Below are 18,642 nucleotides of genomic sequence, written 5' to 3'. Positions count from 1 at the left end.
CTGAACTGCCTGTGCCTACGGCGTTTTCTTGGCCTTGTCCTGCTGCTCCGGCGCGCTCAGGCCCCATTCATTCCAGCCCTCGCCGAAAAGTTCAATCGGATGCTGGGTACGCTCCGAGCCATTGCCGCAGGCCATGGCGTCCGGTGAGCAATATTTATCGCAACCCCAGCAGATGCGTTCGGGGTTCTTCGGGTTGACGGGAAAGGGCTTGGCCATGATGGGGCACCGGGCTGTAGGCAACAGCAATCACTGTAGGCCTGCCGTGGCGCAGGGTCAAACGGCGTCTCTTGCTCGCCTTGAGTCAGGTCAAGGATATCAAACTATGCCGGCCTGATGCGGCTCCAGCCACCTGGCGGCCGTCGCCACGATAGCGTCATTGAGCGTCCTGGTCAGCGGCGTCTGGATATTCCAGCGGTGCCAGTACAGAGCCACGTCCACCTGCGTGCCCGGCGCCAGATCGACCAGCCGTCCGTCAGCGAGTTCCTCGCGCACCTGGATCAGGGGCGCCATGCCGTAGCCGAGACCGGCCTGGATAAAGGCCACGAAGCCTTCCGAACTGGGAAAGTAGTTGTGCGGCACATTCTCGTCCAGCCCCATCTGCGCCAGGTAGCGCGCGTGCAGGGTGTCGCTGCGGTTGTAGATCACGGCCGGCGCCCTGGCGGCCGACTGCGGGTTCAATCCTTCCGGAAACCAGCGCCGCGCAAACGCCGGCGTGGCCACGCAGCGGTACGACATGATGCCCAGCGCCACCACCGAGGTGCCGGCCACGGCGTCCGGCGCGCTGGCGATGCAGCCGACCACCCTGCCTTCACGCAGCAGGCGCAAGGTCTGGTCCTGGTCGTCGAGCAGCAATTCCACGCGGCAAGCGGGTTCTTCCAGCACGGACGCCAGCGCTTCCAGCAGCCAGGTGGCGGCGCTGTCGGCATTCGAGGCGATGGCCAGCTGCGGCAGGGCGGCCGGCTCGGGCGCCTCCGCGTCCAAGCCCGCTTCCAGCAGCAGCACCTGCCGGTAATGGGCGATCAGGCGGTGGCCGCGCGCGGTCGCTTGCGGCGGCTGGCTGCGGATCACCAGCAACTCGCCGGTCGCCTCTTCCAGCGCGCGCAGCCGGTGCGACACGGCCGACTGCGTAATCGACAAGGCGACCGCGGCGCGCTCGAAACTGCCTTGCTCCACCACCGCATCGAGGGCCGCCAGGCCCCGGTAATCCAGCACGCTCATCAACACCACCACATGAATTTTTCGAATCAATCACGAATAACATTCATTATACTAATCTACCGTCATCTTCTATGCTGGCATCCTTTTGCAGGGGAACAGCAATGTTGAGCAGCAGTTTTTTCAAGGGCATGGCCATGGGTGGCGGACTCATCATCGCCATCGGCGCGCAGAACGCGTTTTTATTGCGGCAGGGAATACAACGCCGGCACGTGCTGCTGTGCGCCGCCGCCTGCATCGTGGGCGACATCCTGCTGATCGGCCTGGGCGCCGGCAGCGTCGGCCGCCTGGTTGCCTCCACGCCATGGCTGCTGGGCGCGATCCGCATCGGCGGCGCGCTGTTCCTGCTCGAATACGGGCGCCGCGCTGCCTGGTCCGCCTGGCGCGGCCAGGATCAGGCACTGCAGGCGGCCAGCAGCGCCGTCAATGAAGCTGGCCCGGCCCTGCGCGCGGCGATTGCGCTCAGCCTGCTCAATCCCCATGCCTGGCTCGATACCGTGGTGCTGCTGGGCGCCATCGGCGCGCAACAGCCCGAACACGGCCGCGCCTGGTTCTCGGCCGGCGCCATGACCGCCTCCCTGCTGTGGTTCAGCGCACTGGCGATGGGCGCGCGTCTGCTGGCGCCCGTGTTTGCCAATCCGCGGGCCTGGCGCGTGCTCGACGGCCTGATCGCCGTCACCATGTGGGCAATCGCCGCCTCGCTTTTCATCCATTAAGGAAAACAATGAACACCGAACTGCACAGCATCACCCTGGAACAGGCTGCGGGCGAGTATGCCGTCAGCCGCCTCGACGCCAGGTCACCCATCCCGGCCTGGGCCGATGGCGACGGTTTTGTCAGCATCAGCCGGTCACAGCATGAATTGTCGATCGTCTGCGCAGCGGCGCGCGTACCGCCGGGAACGGTATCGGAAACGGGATGGAGCTGCTGGCGCTTCGTGGGGCCGTTTGCCTTCGGCGCCACCGGCATCGTGTTGTCGGTGGTGCGGCCGCTGTCGCTGGGCGGCCTGGGCGTGTTCGTGGTCTCCACTTACGATGGCGACCATCTGCTGCTCAAGACGCAGGACCTGCCGGCCGCCACCCAGCTGCTGAACGACGCCGGCCACGTCTTGATCACCTGACTACTTGATCAACCGTTCCTGCGGAATTCAATATGCTGGGAAATCACGGCCTGCGTGACAAAATCGGCGTCAAACGGAATCGGCTCGCGGAAGACTGGCTGCTGGAACAGCGGAACGCAGTCGAATTTCTTCGGGCGCGAAAAGCCGCTGTGCTTGCGCATTTCGCTATAGCGCTCACCCTTGAACCGGCGGTCGACCGAGGTAAATGGCAACAGATTTTCCGCCAGGTCGCCATCATTCAAATCAGGCTGGCGCGCCTTGAATTGCTCGAAAACATCGAACTGATCGCTGCAAATGACCTGGATCGCCGTTTCCGGAAACTGGTAGCGTTCGGTCCACATCACATGCCAGCCGGACTCGATGCCGTTGATGAAATCGGCCAGGCGCGGGCTCAAGATATACGCGTCCGATTCGACATGAATGATCTTGTCGGCGCCCAGCTCCCTGGCCAGGGTTAGCGAATGCAGGAAGCTGCGCCACCAGCCCGGATAAGCCGACACGCTTTGCCGCCCCAGGTTATTGTCAAAGCGAACGATCACCTTGTCGTCATTGAACAGCGACAGCGGCGCCGTATTGGTCACGGTCTTGATGATCTCGGGCGGCGGCAAATGCGGCGAGCCGTCGTCAATCATGATCTTCTTGGCCGCCTTGATCGGACCATCCTGGTAGTAATCCAGCCAGCGCTGATAACGCTCCTGCCATGCCTGTTCATCCTTGATATAACTGGTGCAAAATAAAATCGATTTCATGGGCGGGCATATGAGGATGTTTTAGTCAGGCAAGCTGACGATTTTATTATATGAGGCAACGGGCAGCCGCCAGGGCCAGTGCGCCACTTGATGGCGGCAATCGTGGTTAAATGGCCCTTCGTCAACACGAAGATCCACCTCCATGATCCGATTTCACCTGATGTTCGCCCTGCCCTGTTTGTTCGTCATCGCGCGTTTCCTGTGGCCGCTGCCATGGACCCTGCGTGCCAGATTGGCCGCTGCCCTTGTCCTGCTGCTCGCCTCGCAATACCATCTGTACAGCCGCCTGTCGTCCGGCAGCGTGTTTTCACCTGAGTTCCCAAGAGAAATAGTCATCGCTTTCAACTGGGCCTTCAGCGCCATACTGCTGCTGGCCCTGCTCCAGCTGGCGCTCGACCTGGTGATGCTCGTCGCCAGCCTGGTGCGCTGGCGCCGCCTGGCCATTGCGCCCAGGCTGCGCTACGGCCTGGCGGCTGCCGCCATGGCGCTGGCCGCCATCGGCGTGCACCAGGCCATCCGCGTGCCACCGCTGAAGGATGTCGAGATCCATATCGCCAAACTGCCACCGCAGTTCGACGGCTACCGCATCGTGCAACTGACCGACATGCATATCAGCCGCCTGTTCGATGCGCCCTGGACCCGAGCGGTGGTCGCAAACAGCAACGCGCTGGACGCCGACCTGATCGTCGTCACGGGCGACATGATCGATGGCGCGATCCGCGACCGCGCGGCGGACGTGGCGCCGCTGCGCGGCCTGCATGCCAGGGATGGCGTGTATGTGATTCCCGGCAATCACGAATATTTCTTCGGCCACGATGCCTGGATGCAGTATTTCGCCGGCCTGGGCATGACCGCCCTCGACAACAGCCACGCCGTCATCGAACGCGGCGGCGCGCAACTGGTGCTGGCCGGCGTGACCGATGTCACCGCCCCCAACACCGGCCTGCCCGCGCCCGACGTGGCGCAGGCGCTCAAGGGCGCGCCAACGAACACGGCGGTCGTATTGCTGGATCATCAACCGAGAAACGCACGCCACGCCGCCGCCCTAGGCGCCGACCTGCAACTGTCCGGCCATACCCACGGCGGCCTGATCGCCGGCCTGGACCGCTTGTTCGCGCTGGCCAACGGCGGCTTCGTGTCCGGGCTGTACGAGGTGGACGGCATGCAGCTCTACGTCAATAACGGCACGGCGCTGTGGCCCGGGCTAGCGTTGCGCCTCGGGCGCCCGTCCGAGCTGACGCGCATTACGCTGCGCAAATCCAACTAGCGCGGCCGCTGCAGCAGCTTGATCGCCATCTCTTCGATCTCGTCGCGCATGGCCAACGGCGCCAGCCAGGCTGGCGGGATCGCTGCCACGCCGTAATACGCGCCGGCGATCTGGCCGGTGATCGCGGCGGTGGTATCGGCATCGTCCCCAAGATTGGCGGCGCGCAGCACGGCGGCTTCAAAACTGTCCGTATTAAAGAAGCACCACAGCGATGCTTCCAGCGAGTCGACGCAGTAGCCGGTGCCACGGATCTGTGCTTCTTCCTTGGCGATAAAATTGCCGGTGACCAGTTCCTTTAACTTTGGCTCGCTTGGCTGGTAGCTGATGCTGGCCAGCAGGTCTTGCTTGCTGGTGCCCGCCAGCGCGCTGCACAGCAGGGCCGCAAACAGCTGGCAGCTTTCCACCGCTTCCGGTGCGCCATGGGTGGTGCGGGAACTGTCGGCGGCCAGACGGATCGCGTCTTCCACATCGGGATAGGCAAACAGCACCACTGGCGCCAGGCGCATCAGCGAGCCGTTGCCGGCCGTGTCCGGCGAGGTGTCGCCGCTGTACGGGTTGCCCGTGTCGGCGAATTTGTCGAGCGCGGTGCGCACCGTCATGCCGATGTCGAAGCAGGTACCGGTCGAACTCAGGTAACCCCATTGCCACCAGTTCAGGTAGCGCGCCATCTGGTCGGCCGGGTTGAAGGCGTTTTTGGTGATCAGGCTTTCGGCCAGGCACAGGGCCATGGACGTGTCGTCGGTCCACTGGCCGGGCTTCAGATTGAAAGGGCCGGCGCCGGTCATGGTGGTGACTGGTGGAAAACTGCCGCGGGGGGAGAATTCGACGGTGGTGCCTAGGGCGTCGCCGGTGGCCAGGCCCAGGAGGGTGGCGAGGTAGCGGGAGTTCAAGGTCATTTCAGGCATGGCGGGACGTTTCTCAGCGGTAGGAAGCGCCGATTATAAGAGGCCAGGGCAATTGGCAGAGCACGCTTGCTGGCCGATGCTATGCGCAAGGCAACAGCATCGTCAACCCCATGCGAGAGATGATTTGCGCAACAAAGTTGTCGCAAATTACTTTATGATCATGGCCACCGCCGCTGTCAGCGGCCGGCACACGGAGCGCAACGGTTTGGAACAACACGACAAGGAACGCCCGGCACACATCGCGGCGATCGATTACCAGGACCTGCTGATGGACGCCATCTGCTTCGTCGACGTCAATGCCAATTGCGTCAAGGTCAGCGGCGCCTGCGAACGGATCTTTGGCTACACGCCGGCAGAAATGGTCGGCAAGAACATGATGGACCTGGTCCATCCGGACGACCTGCAACGCACGCTGGAATCGATCCAGCGTGTCATGGGCGGCTACCAGCAAAGCTATTTCGAGAACCGCTACGTGCGCAAGGATGGCAGCGTGGTGTCGATCAGCTGGTCGGCCGCCTGGTCGGAGCAATACCAGATGCGGGTCGGCGTGGCGCGCGACATCACCCGGCGCGAGCTGGACGACAACGCCCTGGTGGCGCCGCAATTGCTGCCCGAGCCGACGCCCAGCTGGCGCCTGTCGGCTTCGCCGCGTACCCTGCTGGCGCCCGATGGCGTCAGCATCGCGCTGTCGGTGCAGGATCACGCCGTGCTGCAGGCGATGATGCGCGACAGCGGCGTGGTCACGCGCCGCACCATCATTGAAACCCTGGGCGAAGAATACTTCACCTACGACCAGCGCCGCCTCGACACGCAGATCCGCCGGCTGCGCCGCAAGGTGGCGCAGGCCTGCACTCTTCCGCTGCCGGTCAACACCTTGCGCGCGGTCGGCTTCCAGTTTTACCAGAAAGCAACAGTTCAGCGCTGATTCTCAGAATCGCTCAGGAACGGCATGGCGGCGACTTCCTATACTGCTTGCTTTACAGCCACTTCCTTTCGCCATGACACTCGCCAGGCTTGCCGCCCCCCGCTTTCACCGCTCCGCGCTCGCGCTGGCCGCCGCCCTGAGCCTGTCGGCAGCGGCGTGGGCCGCGCCGGCCGAACCATCGTTCACGGCGATGGTCGGCAAGTTCATGCTGCTGCCGAGCGGCCAGCCGGAAACCGAAACCCTGGCCAAGGCCACTGCCGCCGTGAAATTCATCCAGCGCGGCGAGCTGCCGCAGGCCAGTCGCGCCATCAATGAAGCGCTGCAACTGGCGCCCGGCAATTCGCAACTGCACTTTCTGAACGCCTTTGTATATCACCTGCAGGCCAAACAGGGTGATACACAAAAGAACGAGATGGCCATAGAGGGCTACCAGCAAGCGCTGCGCATCGATCCGGCCAACTGGATCGCCCGCGAGTTTCTCGGACTCGCCTTTCTCGATCACGGCCGCTACGCCGACGCCAAGGCGCAATTGACGGAAGTGCTGATGATGACGCCGGACAGCCAGGTGGCGATCAATGGCCTGATGACGGCGTCCTACCTGACCGGCGACGCCGTCACGGCCTGCCTGATGGCCGATCAGCTGAGCGCCGGCGCCGCGCCGCCGAACCCCGCCATGCTGCGCTCGGCGGTGGCGGTGTACGCCTCGTGTGGCGCCTTCGACAAGGCGCAGAACGTGCGCGGCAAACTGGCCGCCGCGCCGGCCGAGGCCGACCGGCTCGACCGCCGCGTCGCCCAATGGAAATCGTTTTACGACAAGCAGCCGGCGCTGTCCGGCGGCGCCGTGGTGCAGCACGCCAATCTGGGCGCGGCCAGCGCCAGGGCCGCCATCGTGCCGACCCAGGCGTTCACGATGCCGAAAGTGCCGCCACCGCGGCCGGTCGCGTCGGCGCCGGTGGCGGCTGCCGCGCCAGCCGCAGCGACCGCTCCAGACGACGCGCCGGCCTTCCCGCTTGCCCCGCCGCCCGCCATCGCCGCCGACGCCACCGGTCCGCGCATGGTGTTGGTCGACGTCGTGCTGGTATCCATGCAGGACCAGGTCAGCACCTCGAAAGGGGTGAATCTGCTCAGCGCCCTGACCTTGCAGCTGGGTTCGAGCGCCGGCAACCTGGCGGCGTTTTCGCGCGCCATTTCGTCGGTGGCGACGGGCGGCGCGCCCGGCAGCACCACCACCACGATCACGCGCGCGGTGACGGTGCCGGCGCTGTCGTATTCGCTCAATATCGCCAACGCCAGCAACGCCATCAACGAAGTGCTGGCGCGGCCGACCCTGGCGGCCATCGAAGGGATGCCGTCGGAGTTTTTTTCCGGCACAAATTTGAGCGCAGGCATTGTGTCGGCCAGCACCCAGGGCGGCACCACCATCGTGCCGCTGGAAAAACGCTTCGGCATCAAGCTGGCCGTCACGCCCGTGTTTCTGGCCAACGACAAGGTGCAACTGAAAGTCGAGGCGCAGCGCACCTCGCTGACCGCCTCGATCGACAACCCGAAAGTGGCGTACCAGATCGAGTCCGGCGAAATTACCGCGAACGCCAACGTCGTCATGACGCTGGGCGACACCCTGGTGCTGTCGGGCCTGACCGAAAAATCCTCCACGCAAACGCGCGACGGCGTGCCGGTGCTGCAGGACCTGCCTGGCGTGCAATACCTGTTTTCCAAAAAGCAGAGCAACGACTTGCAGCGCTCGGTATTGATGCTGATTACGCCGCGCACGCCAGCCTACACGGCGAGAAACGGCGTCGAGCAGGCTGCCGGGCTCGACCCTGCCGTCAAGGCCCTGCGCGAAAAATTCGGTTTCAAGGGCGACACGCCGGCCAACACCGACAGCGTGCTCAGCCAATTGAACGGCAACCTCATGTTCCGCGAATTTCGCCAGGGCGATGTCGTCATCGAACGCTGGGAACGCATGGACAGCACCGGCGAGCGCCTGCGCCAGGCGCTGGAATTTTTGTACTACTGAGACAGCAGTCCGATGGCCCGATACGCCAGCCGGAGCGCTGGCGTTTTTCATTGCTGTGCTGTGTTGCAACAGTCGTAGCAAGCTCAGATTTGCTCAGCAACAACATCGTGACGGCTACCTATACTAGTTGCTCACAGTCACTTTCTGCCAAGAACCCGAATGTTATCCATGAAAAAACTGTTATCGATGGCGGCCTTTGCCGTTCTGAATGTCGTGATCCTTGTTCCGCTTGCCAGCGCCGACAACGGGCCGCAAATTTCTCCCACCCTGAAAAAAATGCTGGGCGGCCTGCCGATCGCCGGCATGAAGGATGAAGTCAACCAACTGGTCGGCACCCTGAAAAAAACCGCGTGCGGCAGCGGCCTGAGCGGCTGTTATGCCACCAAGTCCGGCCCCTTGCAGCTGTACTTTTTCACCAGCGGCACCCAGCAACAGACTTTCCTGCTGGTGTTGAATAAAACCATGGCGCTGCCGACCCTGCTCAAACCGAATGTCCAGAAAGTATTTGGCCAGACGGCGGTGAAAGACCCCATCATTTCGATCTCCACCACCGACTACGATCTGGACATCGCCAAGATGCCGGCCGACTTGCAGCAGATCGTGCGCGACAGCTATTTCAATGTGCAAAGCCTGAGCTTTACGGCCGGCGTGCAACTGGCCGCGCGGGCCAACATCGGCGGCGCGCTGATGACCAGCCTGGCCGCGCTCGGTGTGCCGGCCAACCAGCTGACCCTGCGCGCCGGCGTGGTGATGCCGATTCCGACCGACCTGGCCGGCGGCGCCGGCACCGGCGCCGGTCTTGCCAGCGCCCTGCACGATGGCGACACCATGAAAAAGGCCGGCGCCGACGCCCTGCACCCGGGTGCCTTTGTCGAATTGCAGACCGCGCCGGGGATGAAAATCCAGATGCTGGCGCCGGCACTGGTGTTGACCGACGCCACCTACTTCATCGATAACGAACTGGTGTTCGGCTACAAGGGCAACGCCCGCTTCGAAAACACGTCCAAGGACCTCCTGCTGCAATTCCAGACGCCGTTGACGCCCGAAGGCGCCATGGACCTTGTCGATTTTTCTTTCCGCATGGCCACGCCGCAGACACTGAGCCTGCTCGACAACGCCTGGATCGCCATCGACATGATCCTGCCGCAGGCGGCCATCGCCAAATCGGCCACCACCACCGCGCTCGACAGATTCGGCGGCGGCTACGTCAGCAACATCAAGGCCTATGCGCAGCCACTCAAATCGATGTCGAAAGCCTTGTCCGTGTTCCAGCTGAAAAACCCCAACCCGCCCGGTCCGTACCGGTTCGGCGACCCTACCCGCCCCTTCCCGCAAGACGACAAGCCGTTCAATCTGCTGGTGCTGGGCCCACTCGCCGATGGCGGACCGCGCATGTACAGCGCCGGCGAGGTGCGTGTCCTCGGCCAGACCATGGGCCGCATGGAAGTGTCGGTGGGCAAGGCAGGCTTCCAGGGCACGGCGCAGGCGGATCTGTCTCTCAAACTGGGGCCGCTAGGCAACACCAAAATCAAGATGAAGGCCATCGCCGACGTCAGCGACAAGCGCCAGGAAGTGAGCGTCATCGGCAACCTGGCCGGCCAAAAACTGGCGCTGGGCTTGTCCGGCGACACCATGTCGGTGGAGTTTTCAGCCAGTTGCGTCAATCCCTTCGAGATCAAGACCAAGGTATCGATCACGCCGAGCCTGGACATCGCCGACATCCTGAACGGCCAGGGCGGCGTCAGCGTCGATCCGTCGAAACTGGAGAACTGCATCGGCAAGGAACTGGAAAAGGCGCTCAACAAGGTGGCCAACGAATACAAGTCGCTGGAAGGGTTTGGCGCCAAGAACGCGATGGCGGCCCTGAAACAGATCGACGATACCGCCAAGCAAGCCGAAAAAGTCGCCAAGCAGGCGTACGACCAGACCAAGAACACCGCCCGCAAAACCGCCAGCACCGTGTCGAACGGCGCCACGCATGCGTTCAATGATGCCGGCAACGCCTTCAAGGGCATCGGCAAGAAAAAGAAACACAAGAAGGGCCCGGATCCGCACTTCGCTGCCTCCGTGTTCGACTGGGACTTCTATTACGACAACAATCCTGATGTCGTCAAAGCCGGCGTGGACCTGCCCACGCACTGGAAAGACCATGGTTACAAGGAAGGCCGCCAGGGCTCGCCGGAATTTTCCGCCACCTTTTATCGGGCCCGCTATCTCGACGTGCAGCAGCGCTGCGGCGCCGCCGACCTGGACTGCGTGCTGCAACACTGGCTCGACGAGGGCATCGAAGAAGGCCGCCAAGGCAGCGCGCAGGTTGCCGTGTCCAGTTACCTGCAGCGTTACCCCGACCTGCAAAGCGCCTTCGGCAAGGACAACTATCCGGACGCGCTCGACCACTGGCTCAACTCGGGCGAAGGCGAAGGCCGCGATCCAGGCCCGTCTTCCAGCGTGGCAGGGCCCATCTACGGTTCGCAACTTGTGGGCGGCGACGGCGGCGGCGCCTGGAGTGATGGCAATACCTGCAACGGTCAGCACGTCACCGGCTTCCGCCTGAAATGGGGCGACCAGGTCGGCGCCGTGCAGTTCCAGTACGGTGCGAATGGCTGGGCCACCATGCAGGGCAACCATGACAAAGGCTGGCGCAGCGAGGTCATCCTGCCGGGCGACGAATACATCACCCGTGTGGAATATCGTGGCGGCAACGTGGTCGACTCCCTGACCTTCATCAGCAACAAGGGCCGCCGCTTTGGCCCGTACGGTACTGGCGGCGGCGGTGGCGCCGGCAGCTACCAGGCGTCGCCGGGGCAAATGCTCGGTTGCGTGTCGGGACGGGCGGGCAAGCAGATCGACAAGCTGATTTTTTCGTCGACCGGGCCGCGCTGAAGCGGTGTGACGAAAGCGGCGGGCGCGGCAAGCCGGCGCCCGCCATCGATTCTGGCGCGGTGCAATTGAGCGCGCTTATCCGCCAACCCACCTCATCCAATCATCGTGAAGCGAGGGACGGGGCCGCCATTCCGACACGCCTTGGCTGCGCAGTGACCGGCAAAGGCTGAGATCACATATAAATGCTGGATCGGACACCGGCCTTGGAGACGGCCAAGGCTGAGATCGTGTACGAACGACGGTATCTGATCCCGACTTTCCGCACCGTCATGCCGGTATCGAAACAGGTGCTGGTGAAACTCAGGTCACGACTGGGCTTCTAAGTCGGGATGAAGCGCTCATCATAAAAGGCCTGCGCAATCGACTGAGCACGCCAGGCTGCGCGCTTCACGCTCATCGGCTGACACCCCCGATTGCTTTGCGGTAAAAATCCTGGCGGTAACCGAGCAGCGACTGCCGCGATGGTGCCAAGCGCGCGCGCCGGCACGCTGTCGATCACGTCTCGCAGACACGATGGCATCGGCGATATCCTCGGCTTGGCCGCAACGCTACCAAGGTGATCCCCCCAAGCGCCCAAGCGGATAAAGCCAAATGTTTCCCGAAGTCATGATCTTGTCATGCTGAAGAGCAATACTTTCGCTTTGCAACGTCTGCGCTGAACCCGTTCCTCGTATATGACCAGCGTATCCCCGAAAATGATTCGCTTTGGAAAACACATGACCATCCGTCTACGCATCACCTTATTTGTCATCCTCACCTTTTTCTCCATCTCATTGATTGGCGGTTACGCCGTCTATCAATCGCGCAAAGGCGCCGTCGAGGTGCGCCTGGTTACCGAGGGCGTGATGCCGACGGTGCTGGCGTCGTCCGATTTGATGGCCCAGCTCAAACAATTGCAATTGTCGGCCTTGACCATGGTGTACGAGCAGGACCTCGCCATTGCCCAGCAGGACAACGACAAGTTGAAAGTGGCCCAGACCGCGCTGCAGCAGGCACTCGCCTTCCAGATGAAGCGTGTCGATTCTGCCGCCCAGCGCGGCCTGGTCACCCAGGCCACCGAGAGCCTGGATAATTACGTTTCCGCCATCGACGAGACAGTGAAATACAAGCTCGCTGGCAAGAACGACATCGCCCAGGCGACTTTTTTCGGCAACGCCCTGCAGTACCAGGAGGAACTGTCACAAATCGTCGAGACGCTGCGCATCGAAAAAAACCGCAGCAAGGACACGGCAATCACGGTGCTCAACGCCAATCTGGCGACCACCACCCGCATCATCTTGATCGTCACGCTGCTGGCCAGCGCCTTCCTGACAGGCATCGGCTATTTGCTGTATCGCCAGATCGTGGTGCCCATCAGCCGCATGCAGACCACCATGAGCGAGATCGCTTCCAGCCAGGATTTCAGCCGCAACGTCCCGATCGGACGTAACGACGAAATCGGCCAGTCGATCGTTGCCTTCAACGGCATGATCGCCACCATCCAGCGGGCCTCCGGCCAGTTGCAGCAAAAGACCGCCGACATGCAGACCATGCTGCAAAATATCCCGCAGGGCATCCTCACCATCACCGAAGGCAACCGGGTGCACCACGAGTATTCGGCTTTCCTGGAAACCGTGTTCGAGACCCGCGACATCGCCGGGCGCGACGTGATGGAGCTGGTGTTTTCGGGGACCGACCTGGGCGCCGACGCCTTGTCGCAGACGGTCGCCGTGGGTAGCGCCTGCATCGGCGAGGACGTGATGAATTTCACCTTCAACGAGCATCTGATGGTTGGTGAAATCAACAAGACCATGGCCGACGGCAGCACCAAAATCCTCGACCTGAGCTGGTCCCCCATTACCGACGGCGCCGACACCATTTTGCGCCTGATGCTGTGCGTGCGCGACGTGACCGAATTGCGCGCGCTGGCGGCCGAAGCCAACGAGCAAAAGCGCGAGCTGGAGATCATTGGCGAGATCCTGGCCGTGGCCAGCGACAAGTTCCGTGCCTTCCTGGTCGATGCCACCATGCTGCTCAAGGAAAACGAGACGGTGATCCGCCACAACCCGACCATGACGACCTTCGCCATCGGCAAGCTGTTCCGTAACATGCATACCATCAAAGGCAATGCGCGCACCTATGGCTTGCTGCACCTGGCCAACAGCGTGCACGGCGTCGAAGAGCATTACGACGACCTGCGCCATTCCGAGCGCGGCGTCGAATGGGACCAGGCCGCGCTGCTGGCCCAGTTGCTGGCGGCGGAGAGCGTGCTGGAACGCTACCGCCGTATCAACGACGTGACGCTGGGGCGCCAGGCCGGGCCACAGCTTGAGCAAGCCGAACACCAGTTGACCATCGACCGCAAGCACATCCAGGATAGCCTGTCCCGCCTGGAGTCGGTGAACACCGCCAACATCCACGAGCTGGTGGCGGCGCGCAACAGCGTGCGCAAGACGCTACGCTTGCTCGGTACTGAAACAATCGCCACCACGCTCGACAGCATCACGGCTTCCCTGCCTGCGTTGGCGAAGGATTTGGGCAAGCCGATGCCGCACGTCGCGCTGCATGACAACGGTTACGTGGTGCATAGCCAGGCCGCGCCCATGCTCAAGAATGTGTTCATGCATCTGATCCGCAACGCCATGGACCATGGCCTGGAAACGCCGGACGTGCGCCTGGCCAAAGGCAAGGCGGAAGCCGGCACCATACGCCTGGAGATGAGCGTGCTCAACGGCATGCTGCAGTTTGCCCTGTCCGACGACGGCGCCGGCCTGGCGCTGGCGCGCATTCGCGACGTCGCCATCGCGCGCGGCCTGATCGACCCGGCATCGGCCATCAGCGACGAGGCTGCCGCGCAACTGATCTTGCGGCCCGGCTTCTCGACCCGCCAGCAGGTATCGGACGTGTCCGGCCGCGGCGTCGGCATGGATGCGGTGCGCGACTACGTCACGGCCGCCGCCGGCAGCGTCGCCGTGGTCTTCACCGATGCCGCCGAGGGCGCCGATTTCCGCGCCTTCCAGGTGCTTGTCAGCTTTCCGGACACTATGGCGGTGGAAGTCGACGGTATCGACACGCCCTGGACCGCACCGCAGGACAGCGTGGCCGACGACCTGCCGGCGCTGGACAGCCAGCCGCAGGTCGCCTGATTGCACCACCCTGGTTGGCCGGCGCCACGCGCCGGCCGTTGATTCCATCTCGATTGAAACGGACGTCATGCCTATCGTTTTTTTTATTTTCGGTGCTGTTTTCTGCGCGCTGCCGTGCGCCTGGATGATACGGCGCTTGCGGCGCCAGCTGGCCGGCATGGTCGACCGGGAGGAGCTGAACGCACTGCAGACCGAATTGCAAGCGCTCGTCGCGGCGCAGCAACGGCAAGAGGACCTGCAAGCCGACCTGCTCCAGCAGGCCAGCCGCACTGGCGATGAGCAATTGCAGGAGTTGCGACACATCACCGAACAACAGATCGCCGAATTGCAGCAACGCATGGCGCAGGACAAGGCCGAGGCGCTCGGCAGTTGCAGCCGTTCCGAGGACACCATCACCAGGCTGATGGGCCTGGTACGCACCTTCGAGCGCTGGCACCATGACATGGCCGTCCTGATCAGGCACAACCGCGACATGCATAGCAAGAACGACGAATTCGCCGTGATCGTCAACCAGATCGTCATCGTCGCCATCAACGCGTCCATCGAAGCGGCGCGCGCCGGCCCGCACGGGCGTGGTTTCGCCGTGGTCGCCGCGGAAGTGCGCGAACTGGCGCAGCGCTCCGACAAACTGTCGAAGAGCTATCGCAGCAGCCTGTACCAGAACGACCTGATCACCACCGCCACCTTCCAGGACTTGCAAGCTGGCGGCAAGATGATCGTCGGCGCGGTGGTCGGCCTTGACCAGATCAATAAACAGTCGCGTCTCGCGCTGGCCGCCTGATGCGGCCCGCCTGCGCCATTCACTGTGTGGACTACCCATGATTAGCGAACCAGCACAAGCTGCGCTCGACCATCTGCTGTCGCGCGCCCTGTTGAGCGGTATCGGCACGGCCGACAATGCCGCAATCGAGGTCGGCGTGGTCGATACCGCGCTGCACTTCCCGGAAACCCACGTGGTGGCGCTGACCATCTCGTCCTATCTGGTCAAGATGATGGTGATGATTTATTTCACGCCGGAACATGCCTCCGAGGATGCGATCGGCGAATCAGCCAACCTGTGTTGCGGCATTCTGAACCGCGATCTGGGGAAGTTCTTTCCGCACCTCGGAATGTCCACGCCGAACATTTTATTCAAGCAAAGCGCCTTGCACCTGCAGTCGCTGCCCTACAACTATTTGCAGCATTTTCGGGTCAGCATGGCGGCCGGCGGAGCGGTTCACGCCAGCCTGTGTGTATTCGCCTATGAAGCAATGGATTTCACTGTCGACCCCGACCAGCAGCCCGAAGAAACGGGCGAGCTGGAGCTGTTTTAACTTATCAATCAGGAACTCACATGGCACAAATTCTGGTAGTGGACGATTCAAGCACCGTACGCAACGAAGTCGGCGATTTTCTGAAAAAGAACGGCCTGGAAGTACTGCTGGCCGTGGACGGCGCCGACGGCCTGGCCAAGCTGAAAAGCGACCGCGGCATCAAGCTGGTGGTGTCGGACGTGAACATGCCAGTCATGGACGGCCTCACCATGGTGGAAAAGATCCGCGGCGAACTGGGCAACACCAGCGTCAGCATCATCATGCTGACCACGGAAAACTCGCCGATCATGAAGGAACGCGGCAAGGCGGCCGGCATCAAGGGCTGGATCGTCAAGCCGTTCAAGGGCGAAGCGGTGCTGGCCACCTTCAAGAAATTGGTGGCCTGACAAGGCAGGCGCTGTCCTGTATCCGGTCAGAATGGTGTTCAGTGACGGGGTACAGGCCGTCCCCGGTCCACCACAGCGGTTTGATCATGTCGCAGCGCAGGCCACGAAACACAAACGTCGGGGAAGTTTTCCGCTGGTACTGTGTAGGCGAGGTAGGCCATGCGGCGCGCACCAAACGGTTCAACGCTGACATGCATGCGCGCGCCCAGTGCGGCTCACCGACCTCCCCCGCGTCAGCAGGTCGATGAGTTAGCGGTAACCGGGCGCCAGGCGGCGATGGCACCCTACGGATGATGTATGGCATGCCAGCCGGCTCGGGCGGCTCCGGCGGGATGCTGGTGCTGGTGGTCAACGGCCATTCGGAATATATATCGTTGCCGGCAGCGATGGCGGCACGGATAGCGGCTTCGTGCCGCGATGCCTGCGTCAGCACCAAGTTCACTTGCGGATGCTCGACCAGCGTGCGCGCCAAACCAGCGCGATGACGCCACTGTCTGGCTCGATGATCACGGTATCGACTTGCAGCCGCAGGGTCCGCCGTCATGGGCCAGCCAGCAGCTTCAACCTGCGGCGCTGGCACCTGTTTAACCCCCATCGCACGCAGATACCATTTTCAGCGTAGCACGTACCCACCGGATTGCACTCATACACCGTATGCGCTGCTGGAACAAGGCCTATCCACCACTCAGATACGAACTGATGCGAAGGGCGCCGTAGAAGCAAGCTCAGTCGAAACCTGATTAGAACCACGAACGCGCGCCTGCGGCGCGCGGGGCTGCCGCGCAGCGGCAGCAGAATGAGGATTCGAGGTGGCTTGCGCCTGCAGGCGCAAGGTCTTCGAATCTCACACATAGGGCGCGCAGGCGCCCTGCTCGCTTCCGCCAAGAAACAAAAAAGCCGCCCAAAGCGGCTGCTGATTTTGTGTTTCCTAGCGGAAGCGGTGTAATGCGAATATCTAGGCTTTATGCGGCTCTTACACCACAAGCAACATTCGTACCCACATAAATACCTACACACAAACCTCAGTAGAAAAAACTCACATTCCTCCTGCGCGGCTATGCAGGACCGTAGCAAGAATGACAGCGCATGACAGCCCCCATCAATTGAAAAGCCACGCCTTTTGGGAAACTTTCCAATACAGTATTTCTCATGATCCGTACACTTTCTAACAAAAAAAGTAAATTGAAGAATTTTCAACGAAAATGTTGTATGGTCTTCGCTTTCAGAGCTGCTTTAGTGTTCAGCTAACGTTTCAAAAAACAAAACTCAAGGGGCAATTTTTCGTGACAACAGAAACTTCCATAGACACCAGCATTCTGCTAACAACATTAGCTATTAGTGCAGCCGTTTGGGCTGTTGTCCCTGCTAACACACGCCTCCGTTTTCGCTTAAGCATGACAGGGCCAGACTTATTTGCCATATTTTCAATCTTTCTAATAGTGCACTACATCGCATTTGCTGAAGCCCTGAGCACGTTAGGGCTGTATTACAGCTTTGGACCTTGGAAGTGGGGCTTAGACAACAACAGTGCAATCTACTTGACGCTCTTGAGCCTTGGCATTTATCTTTTAATTCGAACGCGAGCGCCAAAAATAGCCAAACAGAACATTAGTATTTTTAGGGATTTGGCTGAAAATCTTCTGCTAACAAAGCGATTCGATGAACTTTTTTTGCTAATTGAACCACAATTATCAAAATTATTAACTCTTACCAATTACTCGCACCCTCTTTCTCGATTAGCAACCAAACTCACGCCGGTTCCAGTTTTTGACATCTCGTCTCTACTTCGTGGCGAACCACCAAAGAAAGATAATAAAATAAGGCATTATTATAAATTATCTCTAAATTGGATTAATTCATTTCTTTCCGAGCGAGATCAGACAAGTACGATCGCAAAAGAAATACTCCAAAGTATCATCAATTCTCCGCCACTGGTTTCATATCTTGCGGTTTCCCATCCCCATTTCTGCCTTAAATTTCTTGAGCATCCTGAAATAGTCCGAGATGAATTTTTAAATCTATTCATGGATGCTCTTTTAGCCGATCAAAACAGTAAAATTTATGTGGAACTAAAAAATAATCAAAATTTAAACGGACGCCACCGCTTATTACTGCCAAAAACCAACCGAATTCTGTTTTTCTTTTTTAAGGATGTTTCGGTTGCTGATAAACTTGGGTTATACCAAGCAATCGGTGAGCCTGTATGTCGACGAATCGATGAAGATCAGCGAATGGCAGAGAAATACAATCAGGCACTTGGGTACTACTGTGATGTAGGGAAAAATCATTGCCAAGTTCACGCGGGCATCAAGCTCTTCGAAATTATGATTCATGAGGGAATCCATCAATTCAAACAAGACCACTTGTGGCTCTTCTATTTCACTCATTTCGGAAGCAAAATCATTTCAGCGATGCGTGACATTGAACCCGATGACGAAAATCACGAATTTCCGACTCCGTTCTACTACTTGCTTTATCAGATCATAAGCATTTCATCAAATTGGACTGAGGATGGCTTAAATATCAAAAAAAATGATTTTCTAGAAAAAAACAAAGAAAAAGATGAATTAGATCATTTATATATTTCAAAACAAGCAGTTGATGCATTGGGAACGATAATACAAGACATCATTCAGTCTCCAAAAATAGCTTGGCGGTTCCCCCCTCTGTCAAAATAGTTGTCGCCTCCAACAATTGGAGTTCTAATCTGCCCTGGGGCGATGGATTTTACGATGAC

General features: G+C 60.5%; 16 protein-coding genes. 12 read left to right on the top strand and 4 right to left on the bottom strand.

Features of this window, described 5'->3' with window-relative positions:
- Positions 1 to 15: 15 nt before the first annotated feature.
- Together ACP7B7_RS21145 and ACP7B7_RS21140 are read right to left on the bottom strand one after the other, a co-directional pair.
- Positions 16 to 216 carry a DUF3079 domain-containing protein gene (locus ACP7B7_RS21145; RefSeq protein ID WP_426077976.1) on the bottom strand — a complete coding sequence of 67 codons (201 nt, stop codon included), beginning with the start codon at positions 214 to 216 and terminating at the stop codon, positions 16 to 18.
- A 99-nt stretch (positions 217 to 315) separates the two neighbouring features.
- Entirely contained in the window at positions 316 to 1,218 is a 903-nt protein-coding gene (locus ACP7B7_RS21140; protein ID WP_426077975.1) for a LysR family transcriptional regulator ArgP, read from the bottom strand.
- Positions 1,219 to 1,319: 101 nt separating this feature from the next.
- On the opposite strand from ACP7B7_RS21140, the gene ACP7B7_RS21135 reads away from it, so the two are divergent.
- The gene (locus tag ACP7B7_RS21135) at positions 1,320 to 1,931 is read left to right on the top strand and encodes a LysE/ArgO family amino acid transporter (RefSeq protein ID WP_426077974.1); all 612 of its coding nucleotides are present in this window, start codon (positions 1,320 to 1,322) and stop codon (positions 1,929 to 1,931) included.
- 8 nt (positions 1,932 to 1,939) lie between these two features.
- Positions 1,940 to 2,335 (top strand): ACT domain-containing protein, encoded by a 396-nt coding sequence (locus ACP7B7_RS21130; RefSeq protein WP_426077973.1) that lies wholly within the window; start codon positions 1,940 to 1,942, stop codon positions 2,333 to 2,335.
- A gap of 8 nt (positions 2,336 to 2,343) precedes the next feature.
- Here ACP7B7_RS21130 and ACP7B7_RS21125 read toward each other — a convergent pair whose 3' ends face one another.
- Entirely contained in the window at positions 2,344 to 3,084 is a 741-nt protein-coding gene (locus ACP7B7_RS21125; RefSeq protein ID WP_426077972.1) for a hypothetical protein, read from the bottom strand.
- Between the two features lie 142 nt (positions 3,085 to 3,226).
- Here ACP7B7_RS21125 and ACP7B7_RS21120 point away from each other — a divergent pair, with 142 nt between their 5' ends.
- A complete protein-coding gene (locus tag ACP7B7_RS21120) occupies positions 3,227 to 4,351 on the top strand; it encodes a metallophosphoesterase (RefSeq protein ID WP_426077971.1) in 1,125 nt (374 codons plus the stop codon).
- Here the strand turns inward: ACP7B7_RS21120 and ACP7B7_RS21115 are convergent.
- Entirely contained in the window at positions 4,348 to 5,256 is a 909-nt protein-coding gene (locus ACP7B7_RS21115) for an ADP-ribosylglycohydrolase family protein (RefSeq protein ID WP_426077970.1), read from the bottom strand. The genes ACP7B7_RS21120 and ACP7B7_RS21115 overlap by 4 nt on opposite strands.
- Positions 5,257 to 5,410: 154 nt before the next feature.
- Between ACP7B7_RS21115 and ACP7B7_RS21110 the strand changes: the two genes are divergently transcribed.
- The 9 genes from ACP7B7_RS21110 to ACP7B7_RS21070 all read left to right on the top strand — a co-directional run bounded on the left by ACP7B7_RS21110 (position 5,411) and on the right by ACP7B7_RS21070 (position 18,583).
- Positions 5,411 to 6,181 (top strand): PAS domain S-box protein, encoded by a 771-nt coding sequence (locus ACP7B7_RS21110; protein ID WP_426077969.1) that lies wholly within the window; start codon positions 5,411 to 5,413, stop codon positions 6,179 to 6,181.
- A 73-nt stretch (positions 6,182 to 6,254) separates the two neighbouring features.
- Positions 6,255 to 8,198, top strand: a complete 1,944-nt coding sequence (locus ACP7B7_RS21105) for a secretion protein (protein WP_426077968.1) — start codon at positions 6,255 to 6,257, stop codon at positions 8,196 to 8,198.
- Between the two features lie 168 nt (positions 8,199 to 8,366).
- Positions 8,367 to 11,081 carry a jacalin-like lectin gene (locus ACP7B7_RS21100; RefSeq protein ID WP_308922335.1) on the top strand — a complete coding sequence of 905 codons (2,715 nt, stop codon included), beginning with the start codon at positions 8,367 to 8,369 and terminating at the stop codon, positions 11,079 to 11,081.
- 182 nt (positions 11,082 to 11,263) lie between these two features.
- The gene (locus ACP7B7_RS21095; protein WP_426077967.1) at positions 11,264 to 11,404 is read left to right on the top strand and encodes a hypothetical protein; all 141 of its coding nucleotides are present in this window, start codon (positions 11,264 to 11,266) and stop codon (positions 11,402 to 11,404) included.
- Positions 11,405 to 11,797: 393 nt separating this feature from the next.
- A complete protein-coding gene (locus tag ACP7B7_RS21090) occupies positions 11,798 to 14,206 on the top strand; it encodes a HAMP domain-containing protein (protein ID WP_308922336.1) in 2,409 nt (802 codons plus the stop codon).
- Positions 14,207 to 14,273: 67 nt separating this feature from the next.
- Entirely contained in the window at positions 14,274 to 14,987 is a 714-nt protein-coding gene (locus tag ACP7B7_RS21085; RefSeq protein WP_308922337.1) for a methyl-accepting chemotaxis protein, read from the top strand.
- A gap of 37 nt (positions 14,988 to 15,024) precedes the next feature.
- Entirely contained in the window at positions 15,025 to 15,519 is a 495-nt protein-coding gene (locus ACP7B7_RS21080) for a hypothetical protein (protein WP_308922338.1), read from the top strand.
- 20 nt (positions 15,520 to 15,539) lie between these two features.
- On the top strand, positions 15,540 to 15,905 hold the full coding sequence (locus ACP7B7_RS21075; protein ID WP_308922339.1) for a response regulator: 366 nt from the start codon (positions 15,540 to 15,542) through the stop codon (positions 15,903 to 15,905).
- A 1,283-nt stretch (positions 15,906 to 17,188) separates the two neighbouring features.
- The gene (locus ACP7B7_RS21070) at positions 17,189 to 18,583 is read left to right on the top strand and encodes a hypothetical protein (protein WP_426077966.1); all 1,395 of its coding nucleotides are present in this window, start codon (positions 17,189 to 17,191) and stop codon (positions 18,581 to 18,583) included.
- Positions 18,584 to 18,642 lie beyond the last annotated feature (59 nt).

The sequence above is a fragment of the Janthinobacterium sp. PSPC3-1 genome, assembly GCF_049896105.1.
Taxonomy (GTDB): domain Bacteria; phylum Pseudomonadota; class Gammaproteobacteria; order Burkholderiales; family Burkholderiaceae_D; genus Janthinobacterium.
This window is presented reverse-complemented; position numbering and strand designations above follow the sequence as displayed.